Source organism: Azospirillum sp. TSH20, from assembly GCF_003115935.1.
GTDB lineage: Bacteria > Pseudomonadota > Alphaproteobacteria > Azospirillales > Azospirillaceae > Azospirillum.
Window position 1 is genome coordinate 1 of sequence record NZ_LGQU01000012.1, and the last position, 22,789, is coordinate 22,789.

Below are 22,789 nucleotides of genomic sequence, written 5' to 3' on the forward strand. Positions count from 1 at the left end.
GCTCTCGCACAAAGCTTTGCTTTGTGCTGACGCGGCAGGCGGACCGTAGGTCCGCTGAGAGCGGGGGAGGTTAGGTGGGGGTCTAACTCATCCGCCCCCACATCCCCCTGGAGCCCACCCCCCATTCAGTGCTAGCACGCCCCCAGACACCCAGCATCCGTCCGGGGAACCCGTGGTCCGGCCCTATCTGCCCTTGAACGCCCTGCGCGCCTTCGAGGCGTCGGCGCGGCATCTCAGCTTCACCCGCGCGGCCATCGAGCTGTGCGTGACCCAGGCCGCCGTCAGCCATCAGGTCAAGCTGCTGGAGGAGCGACTGGGTGCCAGCCTGTTCCACCGCCTGCCGCGCGGCCTTGCCCTGACCGACGAGGGACGGGCGCTACTGCCGACGCTGGAGGAGGCGTTCGACCGCATCGGCGGCCTGCTCGACCAGTTCGAGGGCGGGCGGTTTCGCGAAGTGCTGACGGTCGGCGCGGTCGGCACCTTCGCCGTCGGCTGGCTGCTGCCGCGGCTGGCCCGCTTCCGCGAGGCTCATCCCTTCGTCGACCTGCGCCTGTCCACCAACAACAACCGCGTCGACATCGCGGCGGAGGGGCTGGACTATGCCATCCGCTTCGGAGACGGCGCGTGGCACGGCACCGACGCAATCCGCCTGTTCGACGCGCCGCTGTCGGTCCTGTGTGCGCCGGAGATCGGCCGGCGGCTGCGCGAGCCGGCCGATGTCGGGCGCGAGACCCTGCTGCGCTCCTATCGGTCGGACGAATGGCCGGGCTGGTTCGCCGCCGCAGGGGTGGAGCCTTCGGCAATGCCTTCGATCAAGGGGCCGGTCTTCGACTCCTCCTCGCTGATGGTGGAGGTGGCGATCCAGGGGGCGGGGGTGGCGCTGGCCCCGGTGTCGATGTTCCGCCGGCCGCTGGCGCTAGGCCTGATCGAGCAGCCCTTCGCCGTCACCGTCTGCAAGGGCGCCTATTGGCTGACCTCACTGAAGTCGCGGCCGGAGACGCCGACCATGCGCGCCTTCCGCGACTGGCTGTTCGCCATGGTCGCGGAAGACGCGGCAGGCTGAGCGGTCAGGACAGCGTGACCCGGCGTGGCGCCTGCTGCCGTTCCTCCCGCCGCTGCCAGAAGCGCAGCCGCAGCCGCGGCGCCATGAACCAGGCGATGGGGGCGGCCAGAACGATGCTGAGAATCACCACGGTCGGCATCAGCGTCATCGCCTGCTCGGAAAAGCTGGGGACCGCCAGGACCAGGACGGTGCCGATGCCGAAGACCACACCCTGGATCATTCCGTAGATCAGGATGGCGAGGCGCAAGCGTGTGGACATTGGGTCACTCCGGTTGTGAGGGTTGGTGCAAGGACCGTTTCCCTCTTCAACCGGAACGCAACCGCAATGTTCCGAACGCCATCGGGGGGAGGTTGTCCCGCCCGATTGCGTTCGCGCACATACAATTATTTGGCGTAAGCCGGGCCGTTCTTTACCGGTGCGCCCGCCACCATGCCATCAGCCCGGCGGTGGAGCTGTCATGCGCCCCCTCGGCCGGCCCGGTTTCCATCTCCGGCAGGATGGTGTTGGCCAGCTGCTTGCCCAGCTCGACGCCCCACTGGTCGAAGCTGTTGATGTCCCAGACGATGCCCTGGACGAAGACCTTGTGCTCGTACAGCGCGATCAAGGCGCCCAGCGTCGCCGGGGTCAGGCTCTGGATCAGGATGGTGTTGGACGGGCGGTTGCCGGGGAAGACGCGGTGGGGGACCAGCGCCTCCACCTCCGCCGCCGGCTTGCCGGCCTTGATCATCTCCGCCCGCACCTCGTCGGCGGTTTTGCCGCGCATCAGCGCCTCGGCCTGGGCGAAGACGTTGGACAGCAGGATGCGGTGATGGGCGCCGGCCTCCGCCCCGATCGGGTTGTGGGTGGTCGCCGCCGCGATGAAGTCGCAGGGGATCAGCGAGGTGCCCTGGTGGATCAGCTGGTAGAAGGCGTGCTGACCGTTGGTGCCGGGCTCGCCGAACAGAACCGGGCCGGTCTGGTAGTCCACCGGCTCGCCGCCGCGGGTCACCGACTTGCCGTTGCTCTCCATGTCCAGCTGCTGGAGATAAGCGGGGAAGCGGTGCAGATACTGGTCGTAGGGCAGAACCGCGTAGGACGAGGCATCCCAGAAATTGCGGTACCAGACGCCGAGCAGCCCCATCAGCACCGGCATGTTGCGCTCCAGCGGCGCGGTGCGGAAATGCTCGTCCATAGCATGGGCGCCGGCCAGCAACTCGGCGAAGCGTTCCGGCCCGATGGCGATCATGATCGGCAGGCCGATGGCCGACCACAGCGAATAACGGCCGCCGACCCAATCCCAGAAGCCGAACATGTTGGCCGGGTCGATGCCGAACTTGCGCACCTCCGCCTCGTTGGTGGAAACGGCGACGAAATGCTTGGCGACATGCGCCTCGTCCTGCGCGGTCTCCAGGAACCAGCGGCGGGCGGAGTGGGCGTTGGTCAGCGTCTCCTGCGTCGTGAAGGTCTTGGACGCGATAACGAACAGCGTCGTCTCCGGATCCAACCACTTCAACTGCTCAGCCAGATGGGTGCCATCGACGTTGGAGACGAAATGCAGGGCGACATGGGCATGGGCGAAGGGCTTCAGCGCCTCCGTCGCCATGACGGGGCCGAGGTCGGAACCGCCGATGCCGATGTTCACCACGTCGGTGATCGGCTGGCCGGTATAGCCGCGCCACTCGCCGTCGCGCACCGAGTTGGCGAAAGCGTCCATCCGCTCCAGCACGGCGCGCACGGCCGGCATCACGTCGCGGCCGTCGACGGTGACAGCGCGGTCGGAGCGGTTGCGCAGGGCGGTGTGCAGGACCGCGCGCTTTTCCGTCAGGTTGATCGGCTCGCCGCCGAACATGCGGGCGCGGGCGCCCTCCACATCCTGCTGGCGGGCGAGGTCGAGCAGCAGGCCGACCGTGTCCTGGGTGATGCGGTTCTTCGAATAATCGAGGAACAGACCCGCGGCCTCCATCGAGAAGGCTTTGAACCGGCCGGGATCGGCGGCGAACAGCTCACGCATGTGCGTGCCGGCCATGTCCTGGCGGTGTCGGGCGAGAGCGGCCCAGGCGGGGGAACGGGTCAGCGCGGTCATGATGCTTTGGACTCCTTGACGTCAGCGGTCCTTTGACGCGGCCCATCTGCGGGGCGCAGGGAGCCTAACACCGACCGTCGGTGACGGCCACGGGCCAAAACGCGGCGGTTGGCGCGGCTTAACGGCCTATGCGGGGCGGCCGAGCCGTGCAACCGGATGGCGGGCGGAGTGTTGTGGTTTTCAGGATTTGCGACAGGAGGAAGCCATGTCAGACAAGCCCGCCACGCCGCCTCTGGAAGAGCGCGAGGACGACCGCGACCGTGACGATGCTGCGCGGCCGGATCAGGTCGGCATCATTCCGGGCAAGGTGCCGGGGAGCCCGGTCGATCCGAGCGATCCGCGCTTTCCGGGGAGTCAGCCGGATTTGGCGTAGAATCTCGAGGAGTTAGACCCCCACCTAACCTCCCCCGCTGGGCGGGGGAGGGACTGCCGCCGCCTTCGCGAACAAGCGCTGAATCCCCTCCCCCGCCCAGCGGGGGAGGGTTAGGGTGGGGGCATTCGAAGCCGACACTCAACTCCCGCCGTCGATCGTCCGCGTCGGAGAGACGCCCTCCGGCTTGCCGACCAGCACGGTCAGCAGCTTGGCCGGGTCGAGCAGGCGCTGGGCGACGCGCTTGATGTCGGCCTGGGTCACCGCGTTGATGTAGCGGTCGCGCTGGTTCAGGTAATCGATGCCCAGATTGTCGCGCTTCACCTGCAGCAGGATGCGGGCGATCGCCTGGGTCGAGCCGAGTTGCAGCGGGAAGGAGCCGGTCAGGTAGGTCTTGGCGTCGGCCATCTCCTGGTCGGTCAGGCCGTCCTTTGCCATGCGCGCCCATTCCTGCCGCATGATGTCGAGCGCCTGTCCCGCCTTGGCGTTCACGGTCGACCCGCTGGCCATCACCAGCGCCGCATGGTCCATCGGGATCAGATAGCTGTACACGCCATAGCTGAGGCCGCGCTTCTCCCGCACCTCTTCCATCAGGCGGGACCCGAAGCCGCCGCCGCCCAGCACGTAATTCATCACCGTGGCGGCATACCAGTCGGGATCGTCGCGCTTCACCCCCGGCTGACCCATCAGCATCACCGTCTGGGCCGTCGGTCGCGGCAGCAGGATGGTCTGGCCCAGACCGGACATCGTCACGTCGGGAATGGGCGGCACGTCGGCCTTCGCCGGCAGGCCGCCGAACACCTTGTCGAGCGCCTTGCCCAGTTCCTCCGGCGAGATGTCTCCGGTGGCGGCCACCACCAGCCGGTCGCGGCCGAACTGGCCCTTCACGAAGCGGCGCAGGTCGTCGGGCGTGATGGTCGGCAGGCTGTCCAGCGTGCCGCGGACCTCGTCGCCATAGGGATGGTTGGGGAAGGCGGTGGCGTAGAACTGACGCCGCGCGACATAGTTGGGGTCGGCGAGATCGCGCCTCAGGCTGGCGGTGATCGAGGCGCGCATGCGGTCCAGGGACTCGGGCGCGAAATGCGGGTCGGTCAGGGACAGGCGGGTCAGTTCCAGCGCCTCGTCGCGGTGCTCGGTCAGGGTGCGCATCGACCCGCTGAAGCCGTCGCGGCCGGCATCGAAGCCAAGCGCGATGGCTTTGTCCTGCAGCCGCGCCTGGAACGCCTGCGAATCGTACGGCCCGGCACCCTCGTCCAGCATGGTGGAGGTCAGGTTCGCCAGCCCCTCCTTGCCCTTTGGATCGGTGCCGCCGGCGCCTTCGAAGGCCCATTCCAGTGCCAGAACCGGCACCTTGTGGTCCTCGACCAGCCACGCCTCGATCCCGCCGGGGCTGACCACGCGCTTGATGTCCATGGCGTGGGCGGGAAGGGTGACGGCAACAACGGCGAGGAAGAACGCGGCGATGCCCGACCGCATGGAAATGTGACGCACGCTCATCCTCAACTGTCCTTTCCGGTCGGGGGCAGCAGCAGGCCGGTGACGTGGTTGGTCTGGCTCAGCACGGCGCGGGCGGCGGCGTTGACCTGATCGGCGGTGACGGCGTCGATGCGCACCGGCCAGCTTTCCACATCGTCGATGCTCTGGCCGGTGGCGAGCGCCGCGCCCAGCGTCTGGGCCGGCCCGGTCAGGCTGTCGCGGGCATAGGCCGCTGCGGCCAGCATGCGCTTGCGGGCGGTGGCGACTTCCTCCTCCGTCACGCCGGACTTCAGCAGCTTGTCGATTTCGGCCCACAGCGCCGATTCGAGCTTATCCATCGGCACCCCGGCGGCCGGACTGGCGCCGACGCTGAGCGTCGCCATGTCCCAGGCGGTCGGGCCGTAGCCGAGCCAGGCCGAGGTGGCGAGCTTCTGATCGACCACAAGGCTGCGGTAGAGGCGGGAGGTGGTGCCGCCGCTCATGATCTCGGCCAGCACCTGCAGCGCATAGGCCTGATGCTCCGGGTCGAGGCGATAGGACGGCGCGGTCCAGATGCGGCGGACCGACGGCTGCCGCACCTCCTCGTCACGCAGCACCACTTGGCGGGAGGAGTTGAGCGGCGGCTCGGACACGCGCTTGCGCTCCGGCACCGGGCGGGCGGGGATGGCGCCGTAATAGCGCTCCGCCAGCGGCTTCAACTCCGCCGCCGTGACGTCGCCGGACACCACCAGGATGGCGTTGTTGGGCGCATACCACGTCTTGTAGAAATGCTCCGCCATTTCCCGCGTCAGGGTCGACATCTCCTGCGGCCAACCGATCACCGGGGTGCCGTAGGGGTGATGGACGAACATGGTGGCGTTGATCTGCTCGCCGATCCGGTCGGCCGGTTCGTTCTCGATGCGCTGGCGCCGCTCTTCGATGATGACGTCGCGTTCGGGATAGACCACCGCGTCGGTCAGCTTCAGGTTGGCCATGCGGTCGGCCTCCATCCGCATCACCATCTCCAGCCGGTCGCGGGCGACGTTCTGGTAATAGGCGGTGTAGTCGTAGCTGGTGAAGGCGTTGTCGCGCCCGCCGTTCTTGGCGATGATGCGGCTGAACTCGCCGGGCGGGATGACGTCCGTTCCCTTGAACATCAGATGTTCCAGGAAATGCGCGACGCCGGATTGGCCGCGCTCCTCGTCGGCGGCGCCCATCTTGTACCAGACCATGTGGGTCACGACCGGCACGCGGTGGTTGGGGATCACCACCACCTGCATGCCGTTGGACAAGGTGAAGCTTTCGGGGAAGAACACCCCCTTTTCTGCCGCATGGGCAGGCGCGGGGCCAAGCGGCATTGGGGCCAGGGGGGCCGCGACGGTCATCGTCAGGGCCAGGAGACCGGCCACGGCGAAGCGGCGGGCGGATAGGACGGCAGGCATGAGGGCTCCCGGATCAGGAGGTCCGAATCGAAAGGGCGCCCTTCATTGGGAAGGGCGCCCCCGGAAACTGGTGTGATGTCGTGCCTTGGACAAGGCTGAAACGGCCGTTCGAAGGGCCGTCGCTTAGAACAGGCCTTCCAGCGGCGCCTTGCGCTTGCGCTCGATCGTCGGGGTGGCGGCACCGTCCAGCGACTTGCCCTGGGCCTGGGCCTCGCGCAGGCGCTGCTGCTCCTTGGCCGGGTCGACCAGCGAGTAGGGCTGTTCCTGCTTCTGCCAGAACAGCAGCGAATCGATCCAGCTCTTGTCGGCGATGATCAGCTGGGTGGTTTCCTGATCGACCTTGGCACGGATGTTCGGGTCGATGCCGTCGCGGGCCGAGGCCTGGGCGACCAGCGAGCGTTCGCCAGTCGATTCGCCGGCCGCCTTGCCGGTGCGGCGCGCGCCGCCGCCGAACACGGCGCCGGCCGCCGTCTGGGTCGGCGTGCTGTCCTGCGGGCGGGCAGCGCCGGGGCGCGGCTTCGGCAGGTCCTGCATGCTGGGCGGCAAGGTCAGCGGAGCGCGGGAAACGACGGCGAATTCGTCGGGGCTCTGGCGGTCGAGACCGATGGACCGGCGCACATCCGAGCAGCCGGCGAGCGCCAACGCCGCAAGCGCCAGCCCGATGAGCGGAAGCCGATTCCGGGGGAAGGAGAGGGCGGAGGAGATGCTGGTCACGTTCGGAAGATCCCGTCGTCTGTCACGTCGTAGCGACCCGGCCCGAAGGTCGGGACCGCATGGTCAGCGCTCGCCGGCGGTTATAACGCCACCGGCGACGGAACTCTTACGACTTTTCGCGGCCCGCGAACAGTCCGTCGATCAACAGCAGCACCACGCCGACGCTGATTCCGCTGTCGGCCACGTTGAAGGCCCAGAAATGCCAGCCGGCGAGATGGAAATCGAGGAAGTCGACCACCGCGCCGTGCAGCAGCCGGTCGACGACATTGCCCACCGCCCCGCCGATGATGAAGCCCAGCGCCAGCGCGATCAGCCGCCGTTCGGCCTGCCGCAGCCAGAAGATCAGGCAGACGGCGATCACCGCGGCAATGGCGCTGAGGATATAGGGCATCAGCGCCCCGCCGCCGGCGAAGGTGCCGAAGCTGACGCCGTAGTTCCAAACCAGCACGAGGTTGAAGAAGGACGTCACCTCGATGACATGCGGCACCGGCTGCATGACCTGTTCGAGGATCCACCATTTGCTGCCCTGGTCGAGCACGACCACCACCACGGCGACGATCAGCCCGAACAGCCAATAGGAGCGGGATTGGTTGGCGACGAAGGCGTTCATGGGGCCACATATCCTTCCTCTCCCCTCTGGGGAGAGAGCCGGGGTGAGGGGGATTCGCGGCGAGGAGCGTCCGGCAGGCGGATCCCCCTCACCCTAACCCTCTCCCCGCTTTCGGCGGACCGGAGGTCCGCCTGTCGCGTCAGCGCAAACGAAGTTTGCGCGAAAGCGGGGGGGAGAGGGAATAGAGCCGCGGATGTGGTAACTGGCCTCATGCCACCGCGTCGGAGCAGCGGACGCACAGCGTCGGGTGGTCGGCGACCGTGCCGACCTCCTCCAGGACCTTCCAGCAGCGCTCGCACTTCTCGCCTTCGGCCAGGGCCGGGGCGACGGCGATGCCGGGGACGTCGGGCAGGGTGAAGGCCCCCTCCGGCGCCGCGGCATCCGTCACCTCGATGGCGGAGGTGATGCAGACGTCCTGGAAATCCACGTCGGCCAGCAGGGCCTTGGTCGCCGAGTCGACATAGACGGTCGGGTCGGCCTGCAGCGACGAGCCGATGGTCTTGTTGGCGCGTTCCAGCTCCAGCGCGCCGGTGACGACGCGGCGGACGTTGCGCACCGACTCCCACTTGGCGGCGAGAGCGTCGTTGCGCCAGTCCGCCGGGACCTCCGGGAAACCGCGCAGATGCACGCTTTCGTCGGTCCAGCCATCCCCCTCCTTGAGGCCTTCCGGACGCGCCAGCCAAGCCTCCTCGGCGGTGAAGCAGAGGATCGGGGCCAGCCACGCGGTCAGGGTGGAGAACAGATGCTCCATCACCGCCCGCACCGACCGGCGGCGCACCGAATCGACCGGGTCGCAATAGAGGCTGTCCTTGCGGACGTCGAAATAGAAGGCCGACAGCTCCACCGCACAGAAGTTGTGCAGGGCCACGAACAGGGCGTGGAAGTCGTAGGCCTCGACCTTCTCGCGGACCAGCGCATCCAGCTCCGACAGGCGGTGCAGGACCCAGCGCTCCAGCTCCGGCATCTGGGAGGCGTCGATCCGCTCGGCCGGGGTGTAGTCGGCGAGCGCGCCCAGCAGGTAACGCAGCGTGTTGCGCAGGCGGCGGTACAGGTCGGCCTGGGTCTTGATGATCTCCTTGCCGATGCGGAGGTCTTCCGAATAGTCGGAGTTGATGATCCACAGCCGCAGGATGTCGGCGCCGTACTGGTCGCAGACCTCCTGCGGGGCCACCACGTTGCCCAGCGACTTGGACATCTTGCGGCCCTGCTCGTCCAGGACGAAGCCGTGGGTCAGCACGGCGTTGTAGGGCGCCCGGCCGCGCGTGCCGCAGCTTTCCAGCAGCGAGGAATGGAACCAGCCGCGATGCTGGTCGGAGCCTTCCAGATAGAGGTCGGCCGGCCAGGCCAGTTCCTCCAGCCGCTGCTCCAGCACGAAGGCGTGCGAGGAGCCCGACTCGAACCAGACATCGACGATGTCCCGGACCTGCTCGAACTCCTCGGCGGAATAGGCGTTGCCGAGGAAGTCCTGCGGATCGCGGGCGAACCAGGCGTCGGCACCCTCCTGCTGGAAGATGTCGGCGATGCGGGCGAACACCGCCTCGTCGCGCAGGATCTCGCCGGTCACCTTGCGGACGAACAGCGCGATCGGCACGCCCCAGGCGCGCTGGCGGCTGATGCACCAGTCCGGACGGCTCTCGATCATCGAGCGGATGCGGTTCTCGCCCTGGGTCGGAACCCAGCGGGTGTCGGAGATCGCCTGCAGCGCCACCTTGCGCAGGTCGTTCGTCTCCATCGAGATGAACCACTGCGGCGTGGTGCGGAAGATCAGCGGCGCCTTGGACCGCCAGCTGTGCGGATAGCTGTGCTTGATGCGGTTGCTGGCCAGCAGCGACCCGGCTTCATCGAACGCTTCCAGCACCGCCTTGTTGGCCGGGCCGGACTTGCCCTGGTCGGTGTAGACCGCCAGACCGGCGAACAGCGGCACATGGGCGTAATAGCGCCCGTCCTCGCCCACCGTCTGCGGCACCTCGATGCCGTTGGCCTGACCCAGGCGGAAGTCGTCCTCGCCATGGCCGGGGGCGATGTGGACGAAGCCCGAACCGGCGTCGGTCGTCACGAAGTCGCCGGCCAGCAGCGGCACCTTGAAGTCGTAGCCCTTGCCGTTCAGCGGGTGGCGGCACCAGGTGCCGGCAAGGCGCGAGCCGGGGAAGCGGTGCAACTGCTTCCATTCGGTGACGCCGGCCTCCTTCAGCACGCCCTCGGCCACGCCGGTGGCGAGCACCAGACGCTCGCCGACCACGGCCTTGCTGCCCTCGGCGACGGCGGTCACCTTGAAGGTGGCGTATTCGATCTCCTCGCCATAGGCGATGGCGCGGTTGGCCGGCAGGGTCCAGGGCGTGGTCGTCCAGATGACGATGCTGGCCTCGTCCACCTCCGGCGCCGACGATCCCCAGACGGGGAAGCGGGCGAAGACGGTGGTGGAGGTGTGGTCGTGGTATTCGACCTCGGCGTCGGCCAGCGCGGTCTTCTCGACCACCGACCACATCACCGGCTTGGAGCCCTTGTAGAGGCCGCCGTTCATCGCGAACTTGTGGATCTCGCGGACGATCTGCGCCTCGGCCGGGAAGGTCATGGTGGCGTAGGGGTGCTTCCAGTCGCCCTCGACGCCCAGCCGGCGGAACTCGGCGGCCTGGATGCCGACCCATTCCTCGGCGAACTGGCGGCATTCGGCGCGGAACTGGATGAGCGGCACGTCATCCTTGTTCTTGCCGGCCTTGCGGTACTTCTCCTCGATCTTCCACTCGATGGGCAGGCCGTGGCAGTCCCAGCCGGGGACATAGTCGGCGTCGAAGCCCTGCATCTGGCGGAAGCGGACGATCACGTCCTTCAGGATCTTGTTGACGGCGTGGCCGATGTGGATGTTGCCGTTGGCATAGGGCGGGCCGTCGTGCAGCACGAACTTCTTGCGGCCCTTGGCGCCGGCGCGCAGCTTGCCGAACAGGTCCATCTCGGCCCAGCGCTTCAGCAGCTCGGGCTCCTTGGTCGGCAGGCCGCCGCGCATGGGGAAGTCGGTGCGGGGCAGGAAGACGGTCGATTTGTAATCGCGGGTCATATCGGATCCCTGGGGGAAGGCGTCACCATCGGGCGGCTCGTTCCTGCCACCCGACGCACATAAGGTCTCGATCCCGGCCCTCCTCAGAGAGCCGGGCCGGTAATTCGCGCGCGATGCGCCGGTGCGCGCATCATCATCGGGATCCGTACAGAGACGTCCATGGCGCCGGATATTAGCGGCGCGGGCCGTCCGGTCAAGGACCGCTCACATCCGTTGTGTGCAACTGCGAACCGGCTTTGCGGGGCAGGCCCGGCGCGACGGCTCCAAAAATACCGCTGGCAGCCCGGCGATGGCATAACTACGGTGTGTCCGCCGAGCTTGTCCGGGCAAAAGGGCCGCTCGCGGCAATCAGTGCGTGCGGGAGCGTCTTGGGCATGATCGACCAGCGGACCAGCGATTTCCTTTCGGAATTTCTGGCGTCTTCCCATCAGGACCCGGCACGTCTCGACCGTTTTCTGCTGCATGGACCGGACCGCGGCGGGCGCGGCGCGAAGCCTCGGCTGAAGATCGCCTTCTTCGATTTCTGGCCGGAGTTCGATCCGGCCACGAACTTCTTCGTGGATATCCTGTCCGCCCGCTTCGACGTATCGGTCGTCGACAACGACAGCGATCTCGCCATCATATCGGTGTTCGGCACCAGTCCCCGGGAAATACGGACCGCCCGGTCGATGTTCTTCACCGGCGAGAATGTGCGGCCGCCGCTCGACGCCGTCGACATGTCGGTGTCGTTCGACCGCATCGACGATCCCCGGCATTACCGCCTGCCGCTCTACGTCATGCATGCCTGGGACCACAGGCGCGAGGGGGCGACGCCGCATTTCTGCCATTCCGTCCTGCCGCCGGTGCCGCCGACGCGGGAAGAGGCCGCCAAGCGGAAATTCTGCGCCTTCCTCTACAAGAACCCCAACTGCGCCCGCCGCAACGACTTCTTCCAGATGCTCTGCGCCCGGCGGCACGTGGAGTCGGTCGGCTGGCTGCTGAACAACACCGGCAGCGTGGTGAAGATGGGCTGGCTGCCGAAGATCCGCGTCTTCTCGCGCTACCGCTTCGCCTTCGCGTTCGAGAATGCGAGCCATCCCGGCTATCTGACGGAGAAGATCCTGGACGCCTTCCAGGCGGGCGCCGTGCCGCTTTACTGGGGCGATCCGGGGGTCCTGCGGGATGTCGCCGCCGGCAGCTTCATCGACGTGTCGCGCTATGCGTCCGACGAGGAGGCCTGCGACGCCATCCTGGCCGCCGATGACGACTACGACACCTACCGCCGCTATCGCAGCACGCCGCCCTTCCTCGGCGCGGAGGATTTCTATTTCGACGCTTTCCGTCTGGCCGAATGGATCGAAAGCCGACTTTGAGCGGCGGGAGGACGGACGATGAAGCGGGTGCTGCTGAACTATGCCGACGGGGCCTTCACCACGGCGCAGAAACACAATGCGAAGACCGGTCTTGCCGCGGGCGGCTTCGATGGCGTGGCCATGATGGGGCGGCAGCACATAGACGCTACGTTCGCCGCACGGAACCGCCATATCCTGGAGCAGCCGCGCGGGGCCGGATATTGGCTGTGGAAGCCTTATTTCATCGATCTCATGCTGCGGGAGCATCTGCAGGATGGCGACATGCTGTTCTACAGCGACAGCGGCGCCCATTTCGTCCACAGCGCCGATCCGGTGATCGAGATTTGCCGCCAACGGCGCGACCTGCCGGTGCTGCTGTTCACGCTGGAGGACGAGCACAGCAACCGCGTCTGGACGAAGCGCGACTGTTTCCATTTCATGGGGCTGGACCGTCCGCCCTTCATCGACGCGCCGCAGATCCTCGCCAGCTTCATCGTCTGCGAGCGCGGGCCGGAAAGCAGGGACTTCATTTCCCGATGGCTGCGGTATGCCCAGGATGCCCGGCTGATCACCGACGCCCCCAACGAATGCGGCCTGCCGAACTATCCGGAGTTCCGCGACCATCGCCACGACCAGAGCATCCTCAGCCTGCTTGGCCGCCGCTACGGCGTGACCACCATTCCCGACATCTCGAACTGGGGTGATGCCAGCCGTCCGGCCGAGATTCCCCGCATCCTGGAACACACGCGCTGGCGCGATTGAGGTCGGCTATGGCAGACAAAAGCCAATCGACCGGCTTCACCCGCGCCCTGTCGGCGGAAAGGGCCGGCAAGTTGGAGGAGGCGAGGGCCCGTTACCTCGAAGCCCTGCAGGCCGAGCCGCAGAACCCGAAGGCCCTGCACCGGCTGGGCGTCGTGGAGTTGCGGCTGGGCCGGGCGCGCGAGGCGGTGATCCTGTTCCAGAAGTCGTTGGCCATCGCCAAGGATCCGGAGGTTTATCTCGATTTCGGCGCGGCGATGGCCGGCATGGCCCGCTGGGATGCGGCGGCGACGGTCTATGCGGCGGCGCTGCGGGTCGCGCCCGATTCGGTCGATGCCCATTATGGTCTGGCGCTGGCCCTGCACAGCCAGGGACGGCCGCAGGACGCGGAACCTCATTACCGCAAGGTACTGGCGACCCATGCCCATCTGGGAGAGGTCCACAACAATCTCGGCGTCGCCCTGCAGGATCTGGGGCGCTTCGCCGAGGCGGTGGCCGCCCACCGGGAGGCGGTGCGGCTCTCTCCCGCCGACGCCTCGTCACTGTCCAGGCTGGGCGTGGCGCTCCATCACCTTGGCCAAAATGCGGAGGCGGAAGCGGTATTCCGCAAGGCCATCGGGTTGGCGCCGCTCGACGTGGGCATCCGGCACGACCTGACCTGCCTGCTCCATGCCGTTGGCCGACCGGCCGAAGCGGTCGCCGCCGGCCGTCCTGCGGTGGCGCTCGATCCGTCGAGTGCGCGAAGCTGGCTGGCATTGGGCAACGCGGCACATGATATGCGCCATCGTGAGGACGCCTGGCGCGCCGCCGCCGCCGCGGTCCGGCTGGAACCGTCCGATCCGGCCGCGCACAACAATCTCGCCAACGCCCTGCGGGAACTCGGCCGCCTGCAGGAGGCCGTCGCCCAATATCGCACGGCGTTGGACCTGCAGCCCGACTTCCCGGTGGCGGAGATCAATCTGGCTCAGGTCCTGTCGATCATGCGCGAGTCCAACGGCGCGCTGGCGATCCTGAGAAGCCTGCTCGTCCGGCAGCCGCTGAACGCCGAGGCATGGCGGCGGCTGGCGGGCGTGCTGGCGGAGGCATTCCGCCCCGATCTCGCGGTCGCCGCCCTGCGCAATGCCGTCGCCGTGGCTCCCGACGATACCGACGCCTCTGTCGATCTGGCGATGGCCGCCGCGATGAGCGGCTGGAGCGCGGTGTCGGCGGAGGCCTGCCGGCGGGTACTGTGGCTGGTTCCCGGCCATGGCGCGGCCCTGGGCCAGTTGGTTCACCAGCAGAGGCTGCTTTGCGAGTGGCGTGACCTGGACGGTCTGGAGGCGCTGCTTCTCCGTCGGGTGCGGGAGGGGGCGGAGGGCGTATCCCCGTTCGACGTCCTGTCCTGCGCCTCGACCCTTGCCGACCAGCAATCGGCCGCGACCCGCTGGGCGGCTGCGAAGGCCCGTGGCGCCGTTCTTGTCCACCGATCCGCCCCCGCGCCCGCCGCGCTTCCGCGGGATGGCCGTCTGCGCATCGGCTATCTGTCGTCGGATTTCCGGGAACATGCGATGGGCCATCTGATGGTGGATGCCCTGGAGACGCATGACCGGTCCCGCTTCGCCGTCACCGCCTATTCGACCGGCATCGACGACGGCAGCCCGCTGCGCCGTCGGTTCGAGCAGGGACTCGAACGGTTCGTCGACCTGTACCGCCATGGCGACGCCGATGCGGCGCAGGTCATCGCGGCGGACGGCATCGACATTCTGGTCGATCTGACCGGTTTCACCACCTTCTCACGGACGTCGATCCTGGCCGCCCGCCCGGCTCCGCTGCAGGTCAACTGGCTGGGTTATCCGGGCACGCTGGGAGCCGGCTATGTCGATTACATCCTCGCCGACCCCGAGGTGATCGCGGAGGGCGAAGAGGCGTTCTTCACCGAGCGGGTGGTGCGGCTGCCGGATTGCTACCAGCCCAACGACCGCCGCCGTGCCATCGCCGCCACCACCCCGTCGCGCGCGGATTGCGGGCTGCCGGCCGACGGATTCGTCTTCTGCTGCTTCAACAGCGCCTACAAGCTGACTCCCGCCCTGTTCGACGGCTGGGCGCGCATCCTCGCGGCGGTGCCGGGCAGCGTCCTGTGGCTCTATGCCGGAAATCCGCAGGTGGCGGCCAACCTGCGCCGCGAGGGCGAGGCCCGCCGACTCGATCCCGGCCGTCTCGTCTTTGCCGGCCCGATTCCCCATGCCGAACATCTGGCGCGCCACCGGCTGGCGGACCTGTTTCTCGATACGCTTCCCTACAACGCGCACACCACGGCCAGCGACGCGCTGTGGGCGGGGCTGCCGGTGCTGACGCGGCGCGGCACGACCTTTGCCGGGCGCGTGGCGGCCAGCCTGCTGCGGGCCGCCGGACTGCCGGAGTTGATCGTCGACGGGCAGGAGGCGTACGAGACGGCGGCGGTGGACCTCGCCCGCTCACCCCAGCGGCTCCGCGATCTGCGGGAACGGCTGATGCGCAATCGGCAGAGCTGCCCGCTGTTCGATACGCCACGATTCACCCGGCATCTCGAGGCGGCCTATCGGGCGATGTGGGACATTCATCTTGCGGGCGGGCTTCCGCGCGCAATCGCCATCACGGCCGAGGGAAGCAGCGGTTTTCCGTCCGTTGCGCAGGAAGGGAAGGACTGACATGACGACCGGCGACAGCGCGGACGCGCGCCTCCACATCGTCGTCCCCTATCGGGACCGGGAAACCCATTTGCGGCAGTTCGTTCCGTGGGTGAGCGCGTATCTCGACCGGCTCGTGCCGCGGATCGACTATCGCATCACCATCGTGGAGCAGGAGGCCGGCCTTCCCTTCAACCGCGGGGCGCTGATGAATGCCGGTTTCCTGCTGGGCGAGGGGCAGAGCGACTACACCTGCCTGCATGACGTCGATTACCTGCCGGTCGATGCCGATTATTCCCCGGCCGACTGCCCCACGCCCATCCTCTGGTACGGGGCGGAGCAGCGGCCGGTGGCGCCGGGGCGCTCGGACCGGACGGTGACGACCGACCTTGCAAGCAATATGGGCGGCGTGCTTCTGATGCCGAACGCGACGATGCGGCAGGTCGACGGCTATTCCAACCTGTACTGGGGCTGGGGATACGAGGATTTCGACTTCTCGCTGCGCATCCGGGCGCGCCGCATCCCCACCGGCCGGCGCAAGGGCCGCTTCCAGCCGCTCGACCATGACAATGACGGCTTCACGCCGGATGCGACGCCGTCACCGATCTCGCGCGTTAACCGCCGCGTCTTTCAGGAGCTTTGGTCCACCGGGAAAATCCCGACCGGCGACGGGCTGTCGACGCTTTCCTTCGACGTGCTGGACCGCCGCCCCTGCGATGGCGGTGCCGTGGAGAGGCAGGGGCGGTGTGAAATCGTCCGCGTGCGCTTCAACCACCGCCCCCGGCCGGAGCAGGAAGCGGCCGTCGGAGCCGATGCGGCCTCCCGTTCGGCATAGGCCGCCGCGGTATCATTCCACCGCTTCCCCATCCGTCGGGTATTTGCGAACAGCCATCCGGCCAAGGCTCCGATTTTCGAGTTTGCGAAGCTGTGTTAAGCACGTCCGATCGGGCGAGACTTTGGAATTCCGCCTATGGCGGGCATATGGCGAACTCTGCAGAAGTGGAAGCATCATGAGCAGCGGACAGGAACTTTCCAATCCTTCCTGGAAAATCGCAGTCACCTATCAGAATGATAAGATGACCGACGGCGTCGGTGCCCAGTTGCAACGGATTTACGGCATCTACGCTCTTTCGCGGCTCTTGAAGGTTCCCTACATCCACTCTCCCCTGGCCAAGGTCGATTACCAGGGTTTGAAGTCACTGGAAGAGAACAGTGGGAGCCAGGATTTCGTCGACGCGTTCAATCGCCGATTCACGATCAAATCCGATGTTGCGGTTCCTCAATCCTACTACGTCGTGAATGTTCACAATATTACGCCTGAGGCAATGGGGGCCATCACCGCGCAGGCCCAGTCTGTCGATCGGCCGATCATCGTCAGGATATCGCTTCCCTACGGCATCACAGACGCTCATCCGGCATGCTACGAATGCTGCAGGGAGATTTCCCCCTTCTCCCATCTGCCTCCGAACAAGGAGAAGCTGCGCGTGGCGGTTCACGTCCGTCGCGGCGAAATGATGGTGGTGGCCGCCAACCGCATGCTGCCGAACGATTATTACATCAAGGCGTCGCTGCGCGTTTCGCGGCTGCTGGAGGAAATGGGCGTCCCCTGCAGCTTCGAAATTCACACCGAGATACCGACCAAGGAGGTCGAGCTAAAGCCCGGCGAGAACGGGATCGAAAAATCCATTGGGGAGCCGAAGCGGATTAGCCCCGAGGAATCGAAAATCGAAGAGTTCGCCGCCATCCCGAACGCGACGATCATGGCGAATGCCGAGGCGCTCGATTGCCTGTCCCTGTTTTCGACCGCAGACGTGCTGATAACCAGCCGGTCGTCCTTCAGCTATCTGGGTGGAATGCTGAACAGGAAGCGGTCGGTGATCCTCTACAACCCGTTCTGGCACCCGGCTCTGCCCGGTTGGATTTCAACCGCCAACGACGGCACTTTCGACGAGGCGGCTTTCAGAGACAGGATCCAGGCGCTGATGGCCTGACGGCCACCGGCGGAGCCGGGGGCGGGAAGCGTTTCCCCGCCCCCGTTTGGCATCACATGCTCGACTTGCCGCCGTGGGCCGACGACCAGCCGACCGGGTCGTTCAGGAACTTCTCGACTTCCGACAGGGTGTTCTCGTCGAAATAGCGGTTGTCGCGGGCGACCTTCAACACGTCCCACCAGGTGCACAGCGCGTGCAGGCGGACGCCGATGGCGTCCATATTGACCTTCGACTGCGGGAAGATGCCGTAGTGGAAGATCACGAAGGTGTCGGTCACCTGGGCGCCGCCGTTGCGCAGCGCGGTGACGAAGTTCTCCTTGCTCTTGCCGTCGGTCGCCAGATCCTCGACCAGCAGGACGCGCTGCCCCTCGGTCAGCAGGCCCTCGATCTGGGCGTTGCGGCCGAAGCCCTTCGGCTTCTTGCGCACATACTGCATCGGCAGTTCCAGCCGGTCGGCGATCCAGGCGGCGAAGGGGATGCCGGCGGTCTCGCCGCCGGCCACCGCGTCGATGGCCTCATAGCCGATCTCGCGCTCGATGGTGGCGACGGCGAAATCCATCAGCGCCTTTCGGGCGCGCGGGAAGGAGACGATGCGGCGGCAGTCGGTGTAGACCGGGCTCGCCCAGCCCGAGGTGAAGATGAAGGGCGTCTCGGCGTTGAAGTGCAGCGCCTTGATCTCCAGCAGGATCTTGGCCGCGGTGGCGGCGATGGTGGCCTGATCGGGCAGGGTCGACATGGAAGAACGCTCCGGAAAACGGGATTGCTCGCGCGGATGCCCCCTGTGTAGCGGCGGTTCCGGCGAATCGCAACGGCAGGCGGTCCGGATCCCGCCCATGCGGGGCGGGAATCAGACGGGAATGTCGCCGAACACCCGGCCATCGGGACCCGCCGGGCCCCCAGCGGCGATGCCGGACGCGGTGCCGGGAGCCATCGTGCCCTTCAGCCAGCGGGCGAACTGGCGGTCGGCGGTGTTGATGTGCAGCATCAGCCACTGCGGCAGGAATTCGGCCAGGCTCCGCCGCATTTCCTCGTCGGCCATCTCGCCGGCCCCTTCGACTGAAGCGAAGGCATGCACCCGGTCCCAGGCGAGTTGGTGCTGGCCGATATGGTCGTCGAGGAAGGGATAGCCCGCCTCCTCCATCACCCGCTGCTCGTCGGCGAAATGCGACTCGGTGTAGGCGACGGCGGCGGCCAGGGTGCTGCGCATCTCCTCGGCCGGCCGTCCTTCGGTGACGGCGCGTTCGAAGGCCTGGACCAGCGCGATCCATTCGCGATGCTGCTCGTCAATGGAGTTGACGCCCAGAACCAGATCGTCGCTCCAGACGAGGCGGCCGTAATCGACGGGGCCGGTGTTTTCGCTGTCGCTCATGGCGGACCCGTGACGGTCGAAGGGTGCATCCGGCGGATGGCTCGCGCAGGAGATGCAGCGGCCGGGAATTTCCTAGAGTTCCCGGCCGCCACCCGCAAGCATGGGCTTTGCTACCTTTTGCCCCACCCCCCGTTCCAGACTCAGACTTTGCCGCGCACGCTGCCGAGGAAGCGGTCGACCTGCGCGTGCAGCAGTTCGGCCTGCTTCGACAGTTCCCCGGACGAGGAGAGCAGGCGGCTGGCGCCGCTTCCGGTCTCCGACGCGGCCTGCAGGACGCCGCCGATCGAGGAGGAGACCTCGTTGGTGCCGGCCGCCGCCTGCTGGACGTTGCGGGCGATCTCCATCGTTGCGGCGTTCTGGCCGTCGACCGCCTGGGCGATGGTGCCGACGATGACGTTCACTTCACCGATGGTGGCGGCGATGCTTTGGATCGCCTGGACCGCGTCGGCGGTCGCCGTCTGGATCTCTGCGATCTGCTGCGAGATGTCGCCGGTCGCCTTGGCGGTCTGGTTGGCCAGGCTCTTCACCTCGCTGGCGACCACGGCGAAGCCCTTGCCCGCTTCGCCGGCGCGCGCCGCCTCGATGGTGGCGTTCAGCGCCAGCAGGTTGGTCTGCCCGGCGATGGAGTTGATGAGGTTCACCACGTCGCCGATCTGGTTCGCCTTGGAAGACAGGCCGTCGACGATGCGGTTGGTGCCATCGGCCTGATCGGCGGCCTGCTTGGCCTTGCGGCTGCTCTCGCCGATCTGCCGGCCGATCTCGGCGATGGAGGCGGCAAGTTCCTCGGCGGCGGCGGCCACGGTCTGGACATTGACCGACGCCTGTTCGGATGCGGCGGCGACGGTGGTCGCCTGCGTCTCGGTATGGTCGGCGGTCGTCGCCAGCGACTGCGCCAGGGACCGCACCTCGGTCGAGGAGGAGGCGACGCTGTCGACCACGCCCTTCACCTCGCTTTCGAACCGGTCGGCCAGCGCCGCCATCTCGGCCCGCTTGCGCTCCTCGGCGGCATGCTCGGCCTCGGCCTGACGGCGGCGGAAGGCGTCGGCCTCCACGGCGTTCGCCTTGAACACCTCGACGGCGCCGGTGATCTGCCCGATCTCGTCCTTGGCCTCGGACGGCGGCACGGTGACGCTCAGGTCGCCGCGCGCCAGCGTCAGCATCGCATCGGTCAGGCGGCGCAGCGGGCGCAGGGCCGCCACCGTCCACAGGCCGAAGGCGCCGGACAGCAACAGGGCGGCGGCGCACAGCGACAGCATCAGCGTCTGGAAACCGCTGGCGACCGTGCGGGTGCGGGCGGCGATCTGCTGGTTCTTGTACTCCTGCAGGTCGATGAACGCGTTGATGCGCTTCAGCCATTCGGTGAAGGCGGGACGGGCGTCCTGCATCAGGGCCTTCTGCGCGGCGGCCATGTCACCGGCTTTGCGGGCGGCGGTGACCGCCTTGATCGCCGGCAGGGTCTTCGCCTCGATCTCCTTGATGCCGGCGAGCATGGCCCGCTCTTCCGGCTCGATGTCGGTCATGGTCGCGAACATGGCGTCGAGCGGCTTGGCCGCCTGGTCATAGAAGCTGGCCAACCGGTCGATGTCGGCCAGGACGGCGGACAGGGTCGTCGCATCGCTGGTCAGCACCACGTCGCGGAGCGCGATCGCGCGGTCATGCACGCTGCCGCGGAAATTGATGGCATAGCGCTGTTTGACGCTGTTCACGTCGTTGATCCGGGTGAGATCGGCATCGATCTTCCGCACCTCGCGGACCCCGATGACGGTCAGGCTGATCAGAAGCACAAGCACCGCGCCGAAGCCGAGGAACAGCCGTGCGCGTATGGTGGCATGCCGTGGAAGGAGCATGTCGGCGGGATCCCGTCAAAGTTGGCCCGGGTGGGCGGTGGAAGAACTCTAACCCGGAAGATGTTACCTTTTCGGGTTAATCAGTATGTATCGCGCGGCGCAACCGGCAAGCCCGGCGCCACCGCCGTCGCCGAAAAAATATGTCCTAAAAATGGCACCGGACTGCGGGCCGGTTGCGGATCGCGGGCGGGACCGCAATATGCGGTGGCTGGAGACCGCCCCGCAGAAACTGTCTTGGATTCCCAGATGCCGCTCCTGTCCGCGCCTTCCCGCTCCCGCAGCCTGTCACGTCTGTTGGCGATGGCCTTGCTCCCGGCCCTGCTGATGCCGCCGCTGGTCCCCGGTTCCGCGGCAGCGGCGGACCGGCCGGAAGGCGGCAGGGCCGAAGCGGGAAAGGCCGAAGCGGGAAAGGCGGATGCGGCAAAGCCGGACGAACACAACTCGGACGGCCGCAAAGCCGACAGCCTCCAGGGTTTCGACCCCCAGCGCAGCGTCACCCGGCACAGCCTGCCGCTGCCCGGCGGGGCGCTGTCCTATAGCGGGACGGCCGAATTCCTGCCGCTTCGCGACGGCGTGAAGGAGGAGCTGGCGGCGCGCATCTTCACGGTGTCCTACACCGCCGAACCGGCCGAATCGAAGAGTCCGTCCGACGGTCCGCGTCCGGTCACCTTCGTCTTCAACGGCGGGCCGGGGGCGGCATCGGCCTATATGCATCTGGGCGCCGCCGGTCCGAAGGTCGTTGCCTTTGGGCCGGACGGAACCCTGCCGCGGCCGCCGGCGCCGCTGGTCGACAATCCCGACAGCTGGCTGGCCTTCACCGATCTGGTCTTCATCGATCCGGTCGGCACCGGCTACAGCCGCGCGCTGAAGCCCGACGAGGATGAGAAGCGCTTCTGGTCGGTGGAAGGGGATGCACGGTCGATGGCCGAGATCGTCCGGCTGTGGCTGACCCGCAATGGCCGCTGGTCGTCGCCGACCTTCCTGGCGGGAGAAAGCTATGGCGGCTTCCGCATCGCCAGGATGGCGGACGAGTTGATCGAGCGGGTCGGGCTTGCGGTCAACGGCCTGATCCTGGTCTCGCCGGTCGTCGATTTCGCCGCCATCGACGAGGACGGCATCCTCGGCCCGGCCCTGAAGCTGCCGTCGATGGCCGCCTCCGCCGCGGCGCTGGGGCGCACGGCCGGCACGCCGGAGCAGGCGGCCGAAGCGGCGGAACGCTTTGCGCTCGGCCCTTACCTGACCGGACTGGCCCGGCTTGATTACGGCCGGCTCGACGCGGAAAAGGACCTCTTCGCCGAGGTGGCGCGCATCACCGGCCTGCCGGTGGAAACCGTGCGGCGCCAGCGCGGGCGCGTTCCGATGGGCGTCTTCACGCGAGAGCTTCTGCGCGACCGGGAACGGATCCTCAGCATCTATGACGGCACCTTCACCGCGCCCGACCCCGATCCGGGAGCGCCGCGCGTGCCGTTCGACCCCTTCCTGAAGGGCACGATCCCGACCTACACCACGGCCTTCGCCGCCTATGTCCATGATACGCTCGGGGTGCGGACGGACGAGCCTTACCGGCTGCTCAGCGACCGGGTGAACCGGAACTGGGACTGGCCGCGCATGACGGTGCCGAGCGCCGTTGACGCGCTGCAGACGGCATTGACCCTGCAGCCGGCGCTGCGGGTGCTGATCGCCCATGGCCGCACCGACCTGATCACGCCCTACATGGCGTCGCGCTGGGTTGCGTCCCGGCTGGAACTGCCGGAGGGAGAGCGCGGCCGGGTTTCGGTGACGGTGCATCCCGGCGGCCACATGATGTACACGCGGGGCGAAGGCCGGGCCGCGCTGGCCGCCGACGCCCGGGCGCTGATCGGGGACGCCCTGCGGCCGCGCTGACCGGCGCCCAAATGGTATTGAAAGGGCCTGTTCGGAAAGCCCGGAAACGAAAAGGGGCGCCCCGGCGGGGCGCCCCTTTTCGTGTGTCTGGCTGCCGTTCCGGATCAGAACAGGCGCAGGATCGACTGCTGCGACTGGTTGGCCAGCGAGAGGGCGATGGTGCCCAGCTGCTGCCGGGTCTGCAGCATCAGCAG

General features: G+C 67.5%; 18 protein-coding genes. 8 read left to right on the top strand and 10 right to left on the bottom strand.

The annotated features are described in order from the left end of the window. Positions 1 to 172: 172 nt before the first annotated feature. The gene (locus tag TSH20_RS03395) at positions 173 to 1,063 is read left to right on the top strand and encodes a LysR family transcriptional regulator (RefSeq protein ID WP_109073403.1); all 891 of its coding nucleotides are present in this window, start codon (positions 173 to 175) and stop codon (positions 1,061 to 1,063) included. Positions 1,064 to 1,067: 4 nt separating this feature from the next. On the opposite strand, the gene TSH20_RS03400 is transcribed toward TSH20_RS03395, so the two are convergent. After that, positions 1,068 to 1,322, bottom strand: coding sequence for a hypothetical protein (locus TSH20_RS03400; RefSeq protein ID WP_109073404.1), 255 nt, complete (start codon positions 1,320 to 1,322; stop codon positions 1,068 to 1,070). A gap of 151 nt (positions 1,323 to 1,473) precedes the next feature. Further along, positions 1,474 to 3,126: a glucose-6-phosphate isomerase gene (gene pgi, locus TSH20_RS03405; protein ID WP_109073405.1), complete on the bottom strand. Its 1,653-nt coding sequence runs from the start codon at positions 3,124 to 3,126 to the stop codon at positions 1,474 to 1,476. Positions 3,127 to 3,331: 205 nt separating this feature from the next. Between pgi and TSH20_RS35230 the strand changes: the two genes are divergently transcribed. After that, on the top strand, positions 3,332 to 3,499 hold the full coding sequence (locus TSH20_RS35230; protein ID WP_169055046.1) for a hypothetical protein: 168 nt from the start codon (positions 3,332 to 3,334) through the stop codon (positions 3,497 to 3,499). 138 nt (positions 3,500 to 3,637) lie between these two features. Here the strand turns inward: TSH20_RS35230 and TSH20_RS03410 are convergent, their stop codons facing one another. The 5 genes from TSH20_RS03410 to ileS all read right to left on the bottom strand — a co-directional run bounded on the left by TSH20_RS03410 (position 3,638) and on the right by ileS (position 10,769). Next, the gene (locus tag TSH20_RS03410; protein WP_109073406.1) at positions 3,638 to 4,993 is read right to left on the bottom strand and encodes a pitrilysin family protein; all 1,356 of its coding nucleotides are present in this window, start codon (positions 4,991 to 4,993) and stop codon (positions 3,638 to 3,640) included. Positions 4,994 to 4,995: 2 nt separating this feature from the next. After that, positions 4,996 to 6,393 (bottom strand): pitrilysin family protein, encoded by a 1,398-nt coding sequence (locus tag TSH20_RS03415; RefSeq protein ID WP_109073407.1) that lies wholly within the window; start codon positions 6,391 to 6,393, stop codon positions 4,996 to 4,998. A 123-nt stretch (positions 6,394 to 6,516) separates the two neighbouring features. Further along, entirely contained in the window at positions 6,517 to 7,107 is a 591-nt protein-coding gene (locus tag TSH20_RS03420; RefSeq protein WP_109073408.1) for a DUF3035 domain-containing protein, read from the bottom strand. Positions 7,108 to 7,213: 106 nt separating this feature from the next. After that, positions 7,214 to 7,717: a signal peptidase II gene (gene lspA, locus TSH20_RS03425; RefSeq protein WP_109073409.1), complete on the bottom strand. Its 504-nt coding sequence runs from the start codon at positions 7,715 to 7,717 to the stop codon at positions 7,214 to 7,216. Between the two features lie 208 nt (positions 7,718 to 7,925). Next, positions 7,926 to 10,769: an isoleucine--tRNA ligase gene (ileS, locus tag TSH20_RS03430; RefSeq protein WP_109073410.1), complete on the bottom strand. Its 2,844-nt coding sequence runs from the start codon at positions 10,767 to 10,769 to the stop codon at positions 7,926 to 7,928. A 374-nt stretch (positions 10,770 to 11,143) separates the two neighbouring features. On the opposite strand from ileS, the gene TSH20_RS03435 reads away from it, so the two are divergent. The 5 genes from TSH20_RS03435 to TSH20_RS03455 all read left to right on the top strand — a co-directional run bounded on the left by TSH20_RS03435 (position 11,144) and on the right by TSH20_RS03455 (position 17,495). Further along, positions 11,144 to 12,121 carry a glycosyltransferase family 10 gene (locus TSH20_RS03435; protein WP_109073411.1) on the top strand — a complete coding sequence of 326 codons (978 nt, stop codon included), beginning with the start codon at positions 11,144 to 11,146 and terminating at the stop codon, positions 12,119 to 12,121. Positions 12,122 to 12,139: 18 nt separating this feature from the next. Further along, the gene (locus TSH20_RS03440; RefSeq protein WP_109073412.1) at positions 12,140 to 12,862 is read left to right on the top strand and encodes a hypothetical protein; all 723 of its coding nucleotides are present in this window, start codon (positions 12,140 to 12,142) and stop codon (positions 12,860 to 12,862) included. An 8-nt stretch (positions 12,863 to 12,870) separates the two neighbouring features. Then, positions 12,871 to 15,525, top strand: a complete 2,655-nt coding sequence (locus tag TSH20_RS03445; RefSeq protein ID WP_109073413.1) for a tetratricopeptide repeat protein — start codon at positions 12,871 to 12,873, stop codon at positions 15,523 to 15,525. Position 15,526: 1 nt separating this feature from the next. Then, entirely contained in the window at positions 15,527 to 16,339 is an 813-nt protein-coding gene (locus TSH20_RS03450; RefSeq protein ID WP_109073414.1) for a galactosyltransferase-related protein, read from the top strand. 175 nt (positions 16,340 to 16,514) lie between these two features. Beyond that, positions 16,515 to 17,495: a hypothetical protein gene (locus tag TSH20_RS03455; RefSeq protein WP_146205448.1), complete on the top strand. Its 981-nt coding sequence runs from the start codon at positions 16,515 to 16,517 to the stop codon at positions 17,493 to 17,495. A 52-nt stretch (positions 17,496 to 17,547) separates the two neighbouring features. Here the strand turns inward: TSH20_RS03455 and TSH20_RS03460 are convergent, their stop codons facing one another. From TSH20_RS03460 to TSH20_RS03470, 3 genes are all read right to left on the bottom strand, one after another. Beyond that, entirely contained in the window at positions 17,548 to 18,231 is a 684-nt protein-coding gene (locus TSH20_RS03460; RefSeq protein WP_014247028.1) for an orotate phosphoribosyltransferase, read from the bottom strand. A gap of 111 nt (positions 18,232 to 18,342) precedes the next feature. Beyond that, positions 18,343 to 18,864 carry a hemerythrin family protein gene (locus TSH20_RS03465; RefSeq protein ID WP_109073416.1) on the bottom strand — a complete coding sequence of 174 codons (522 nt, stop codon included), beginning with the start codon at positions 18,862 to 18,864 and terminating at the stop codon, positions 18,343 to 18,345. Between the two features lie 140 nt (positions 18,865 to 19,004). Then, a complete protein-coding gene (locus TSH20_RS03470) occupies positions 19,005 to 20,711 on the bottom strand; it encodes a methyl-accepting chemotaxis protein (protein ID WP_109073417.1) in 1,707 nt (568 codons plus the stop codon). Positions 20,712 to 20,957: 246 nt separating this feature from the next. Here TSH20_RS03470 and TSH20_RS03475 point away from each other — a divergent pair, with 246 nt between their 5' ends. Then, entirely contained in the window at positions 20,958 to 22,595 is a 1,638-nt protein-coding gene (locus TSH20_RS03475) for a septum formation initiator (protein ID WP_109073418.1), read from the top strand. The last annotated feature ends 194 nt before the right edge of the window (positions 22,596 to 22,789 follow it).

Coding starts and splice junctions, on each gene's coding strand:
- TSH20_RS03400 (WP_109073404.1), bottom strand. CDS start 1,322: ATGTCCACACGCTTGCGCCTCGCCATCCTGATCTACGGAATGATCCAG.
- pgi (WP_109073405.1), bottom strand. CDS start 3,126: ATGACCGCGCTGACCCGTTCCCCCGCCTGGGCCGCTCTCGCCCGACAC.
- TSH20_RS35230 (WP_169055046.1), top strand. CDS start 3,332: ATGTCAGACAAGCCCGCCACGCCGCCTCTGGAAGAGCGCGAGGACGAC.
- TSH20_RS03410 (WP_109073406.1), bottom strand. CDS start 4,993: ATGAGCGTGCGTCACATTTCCATGCGGTCGGGCATCGCCGCGTTCTTC.
- TSH20_RS03415 (WP_109073407.1), bottom strand. CDS start 6,393: ATGCCTGCCGTCCTATCCGCCCGCCGCTTCGCCGTGGCCGGTCTCCTG.
- lspA (WP_109073409.1), bottom strand. CDS start 7,717: ATGAACGCCTTCGTCGCCAACCAATCCCGCTCCTATTGGCTGTTCGGG.
- ileS (WP_109073410.1), bottom strand. CDS start 10,769: ATGACCCGCGATTACAAATCGACCGTCTTCCTGCCCCGCACCGACTTC.
- TSH20_RS03435 (WP_109073411.1), top strand. CDS start 11,144: ATGATCGACCAGCGGACCAGCGATTTCCTTTCGGAATTTCTGGCGTCT.
- TSH20_RS03440 (WP_109073412.1), top strand. CDS start 12,140: ATGAAGCGGGTGCTGCTGAACTATGCCGACGGGGCCTTCACCACGGCG.
- TSH20_RS03445 (WP_109073413.1), top strand. CDS start 12,871: ATGGCAGACAAAAGCCAATCGACCGGCTTCACCCGCGCCCTGTCGGCG.
- TSH20_RS03450 (WP_109073414.1), top strand. CDS start 15,527: ATGACGACCGGCGACAGCGCGGACGCGCGCCTCCACATCGTCGTCCCC.
- TSH20_RS03455 (WP_146205448.1), top strand. CDS start 16,515: ATGAGCAGCGGACAGGAACTTTCCAATCCTTCCTGGAAAATCGCAGTC.
- TSH20_RS03460 (WP_014247028.1), bottom strand. CDS start 18,231: ATGTCGACCCTGCCCGATCAGGCCACCATCGCCGCCACCGCGGCCAAG.
- TSH20_RS03465 (WP_109073416.1), bottom strand. CDS start 18,864: ATGAGCGACAGCGAAAACACCGGCCCCGTCGATTACGGCCGCCTCGTC.
- TSH20_RS03470 (WP_109073417.1), bottom strand. CDS start 20,711: ATGCTCCTTCCACGGCATGCCACCATACGCGCACGGCTGTTCCTCGGC.
- TSH20_RS03475 (WP_109073418.1), top strand. CDS start 20,958: ATGCCGCTCCTGTCCGCGCCTTCCCGCTCCCGCAGCCTGTCACGTCTG.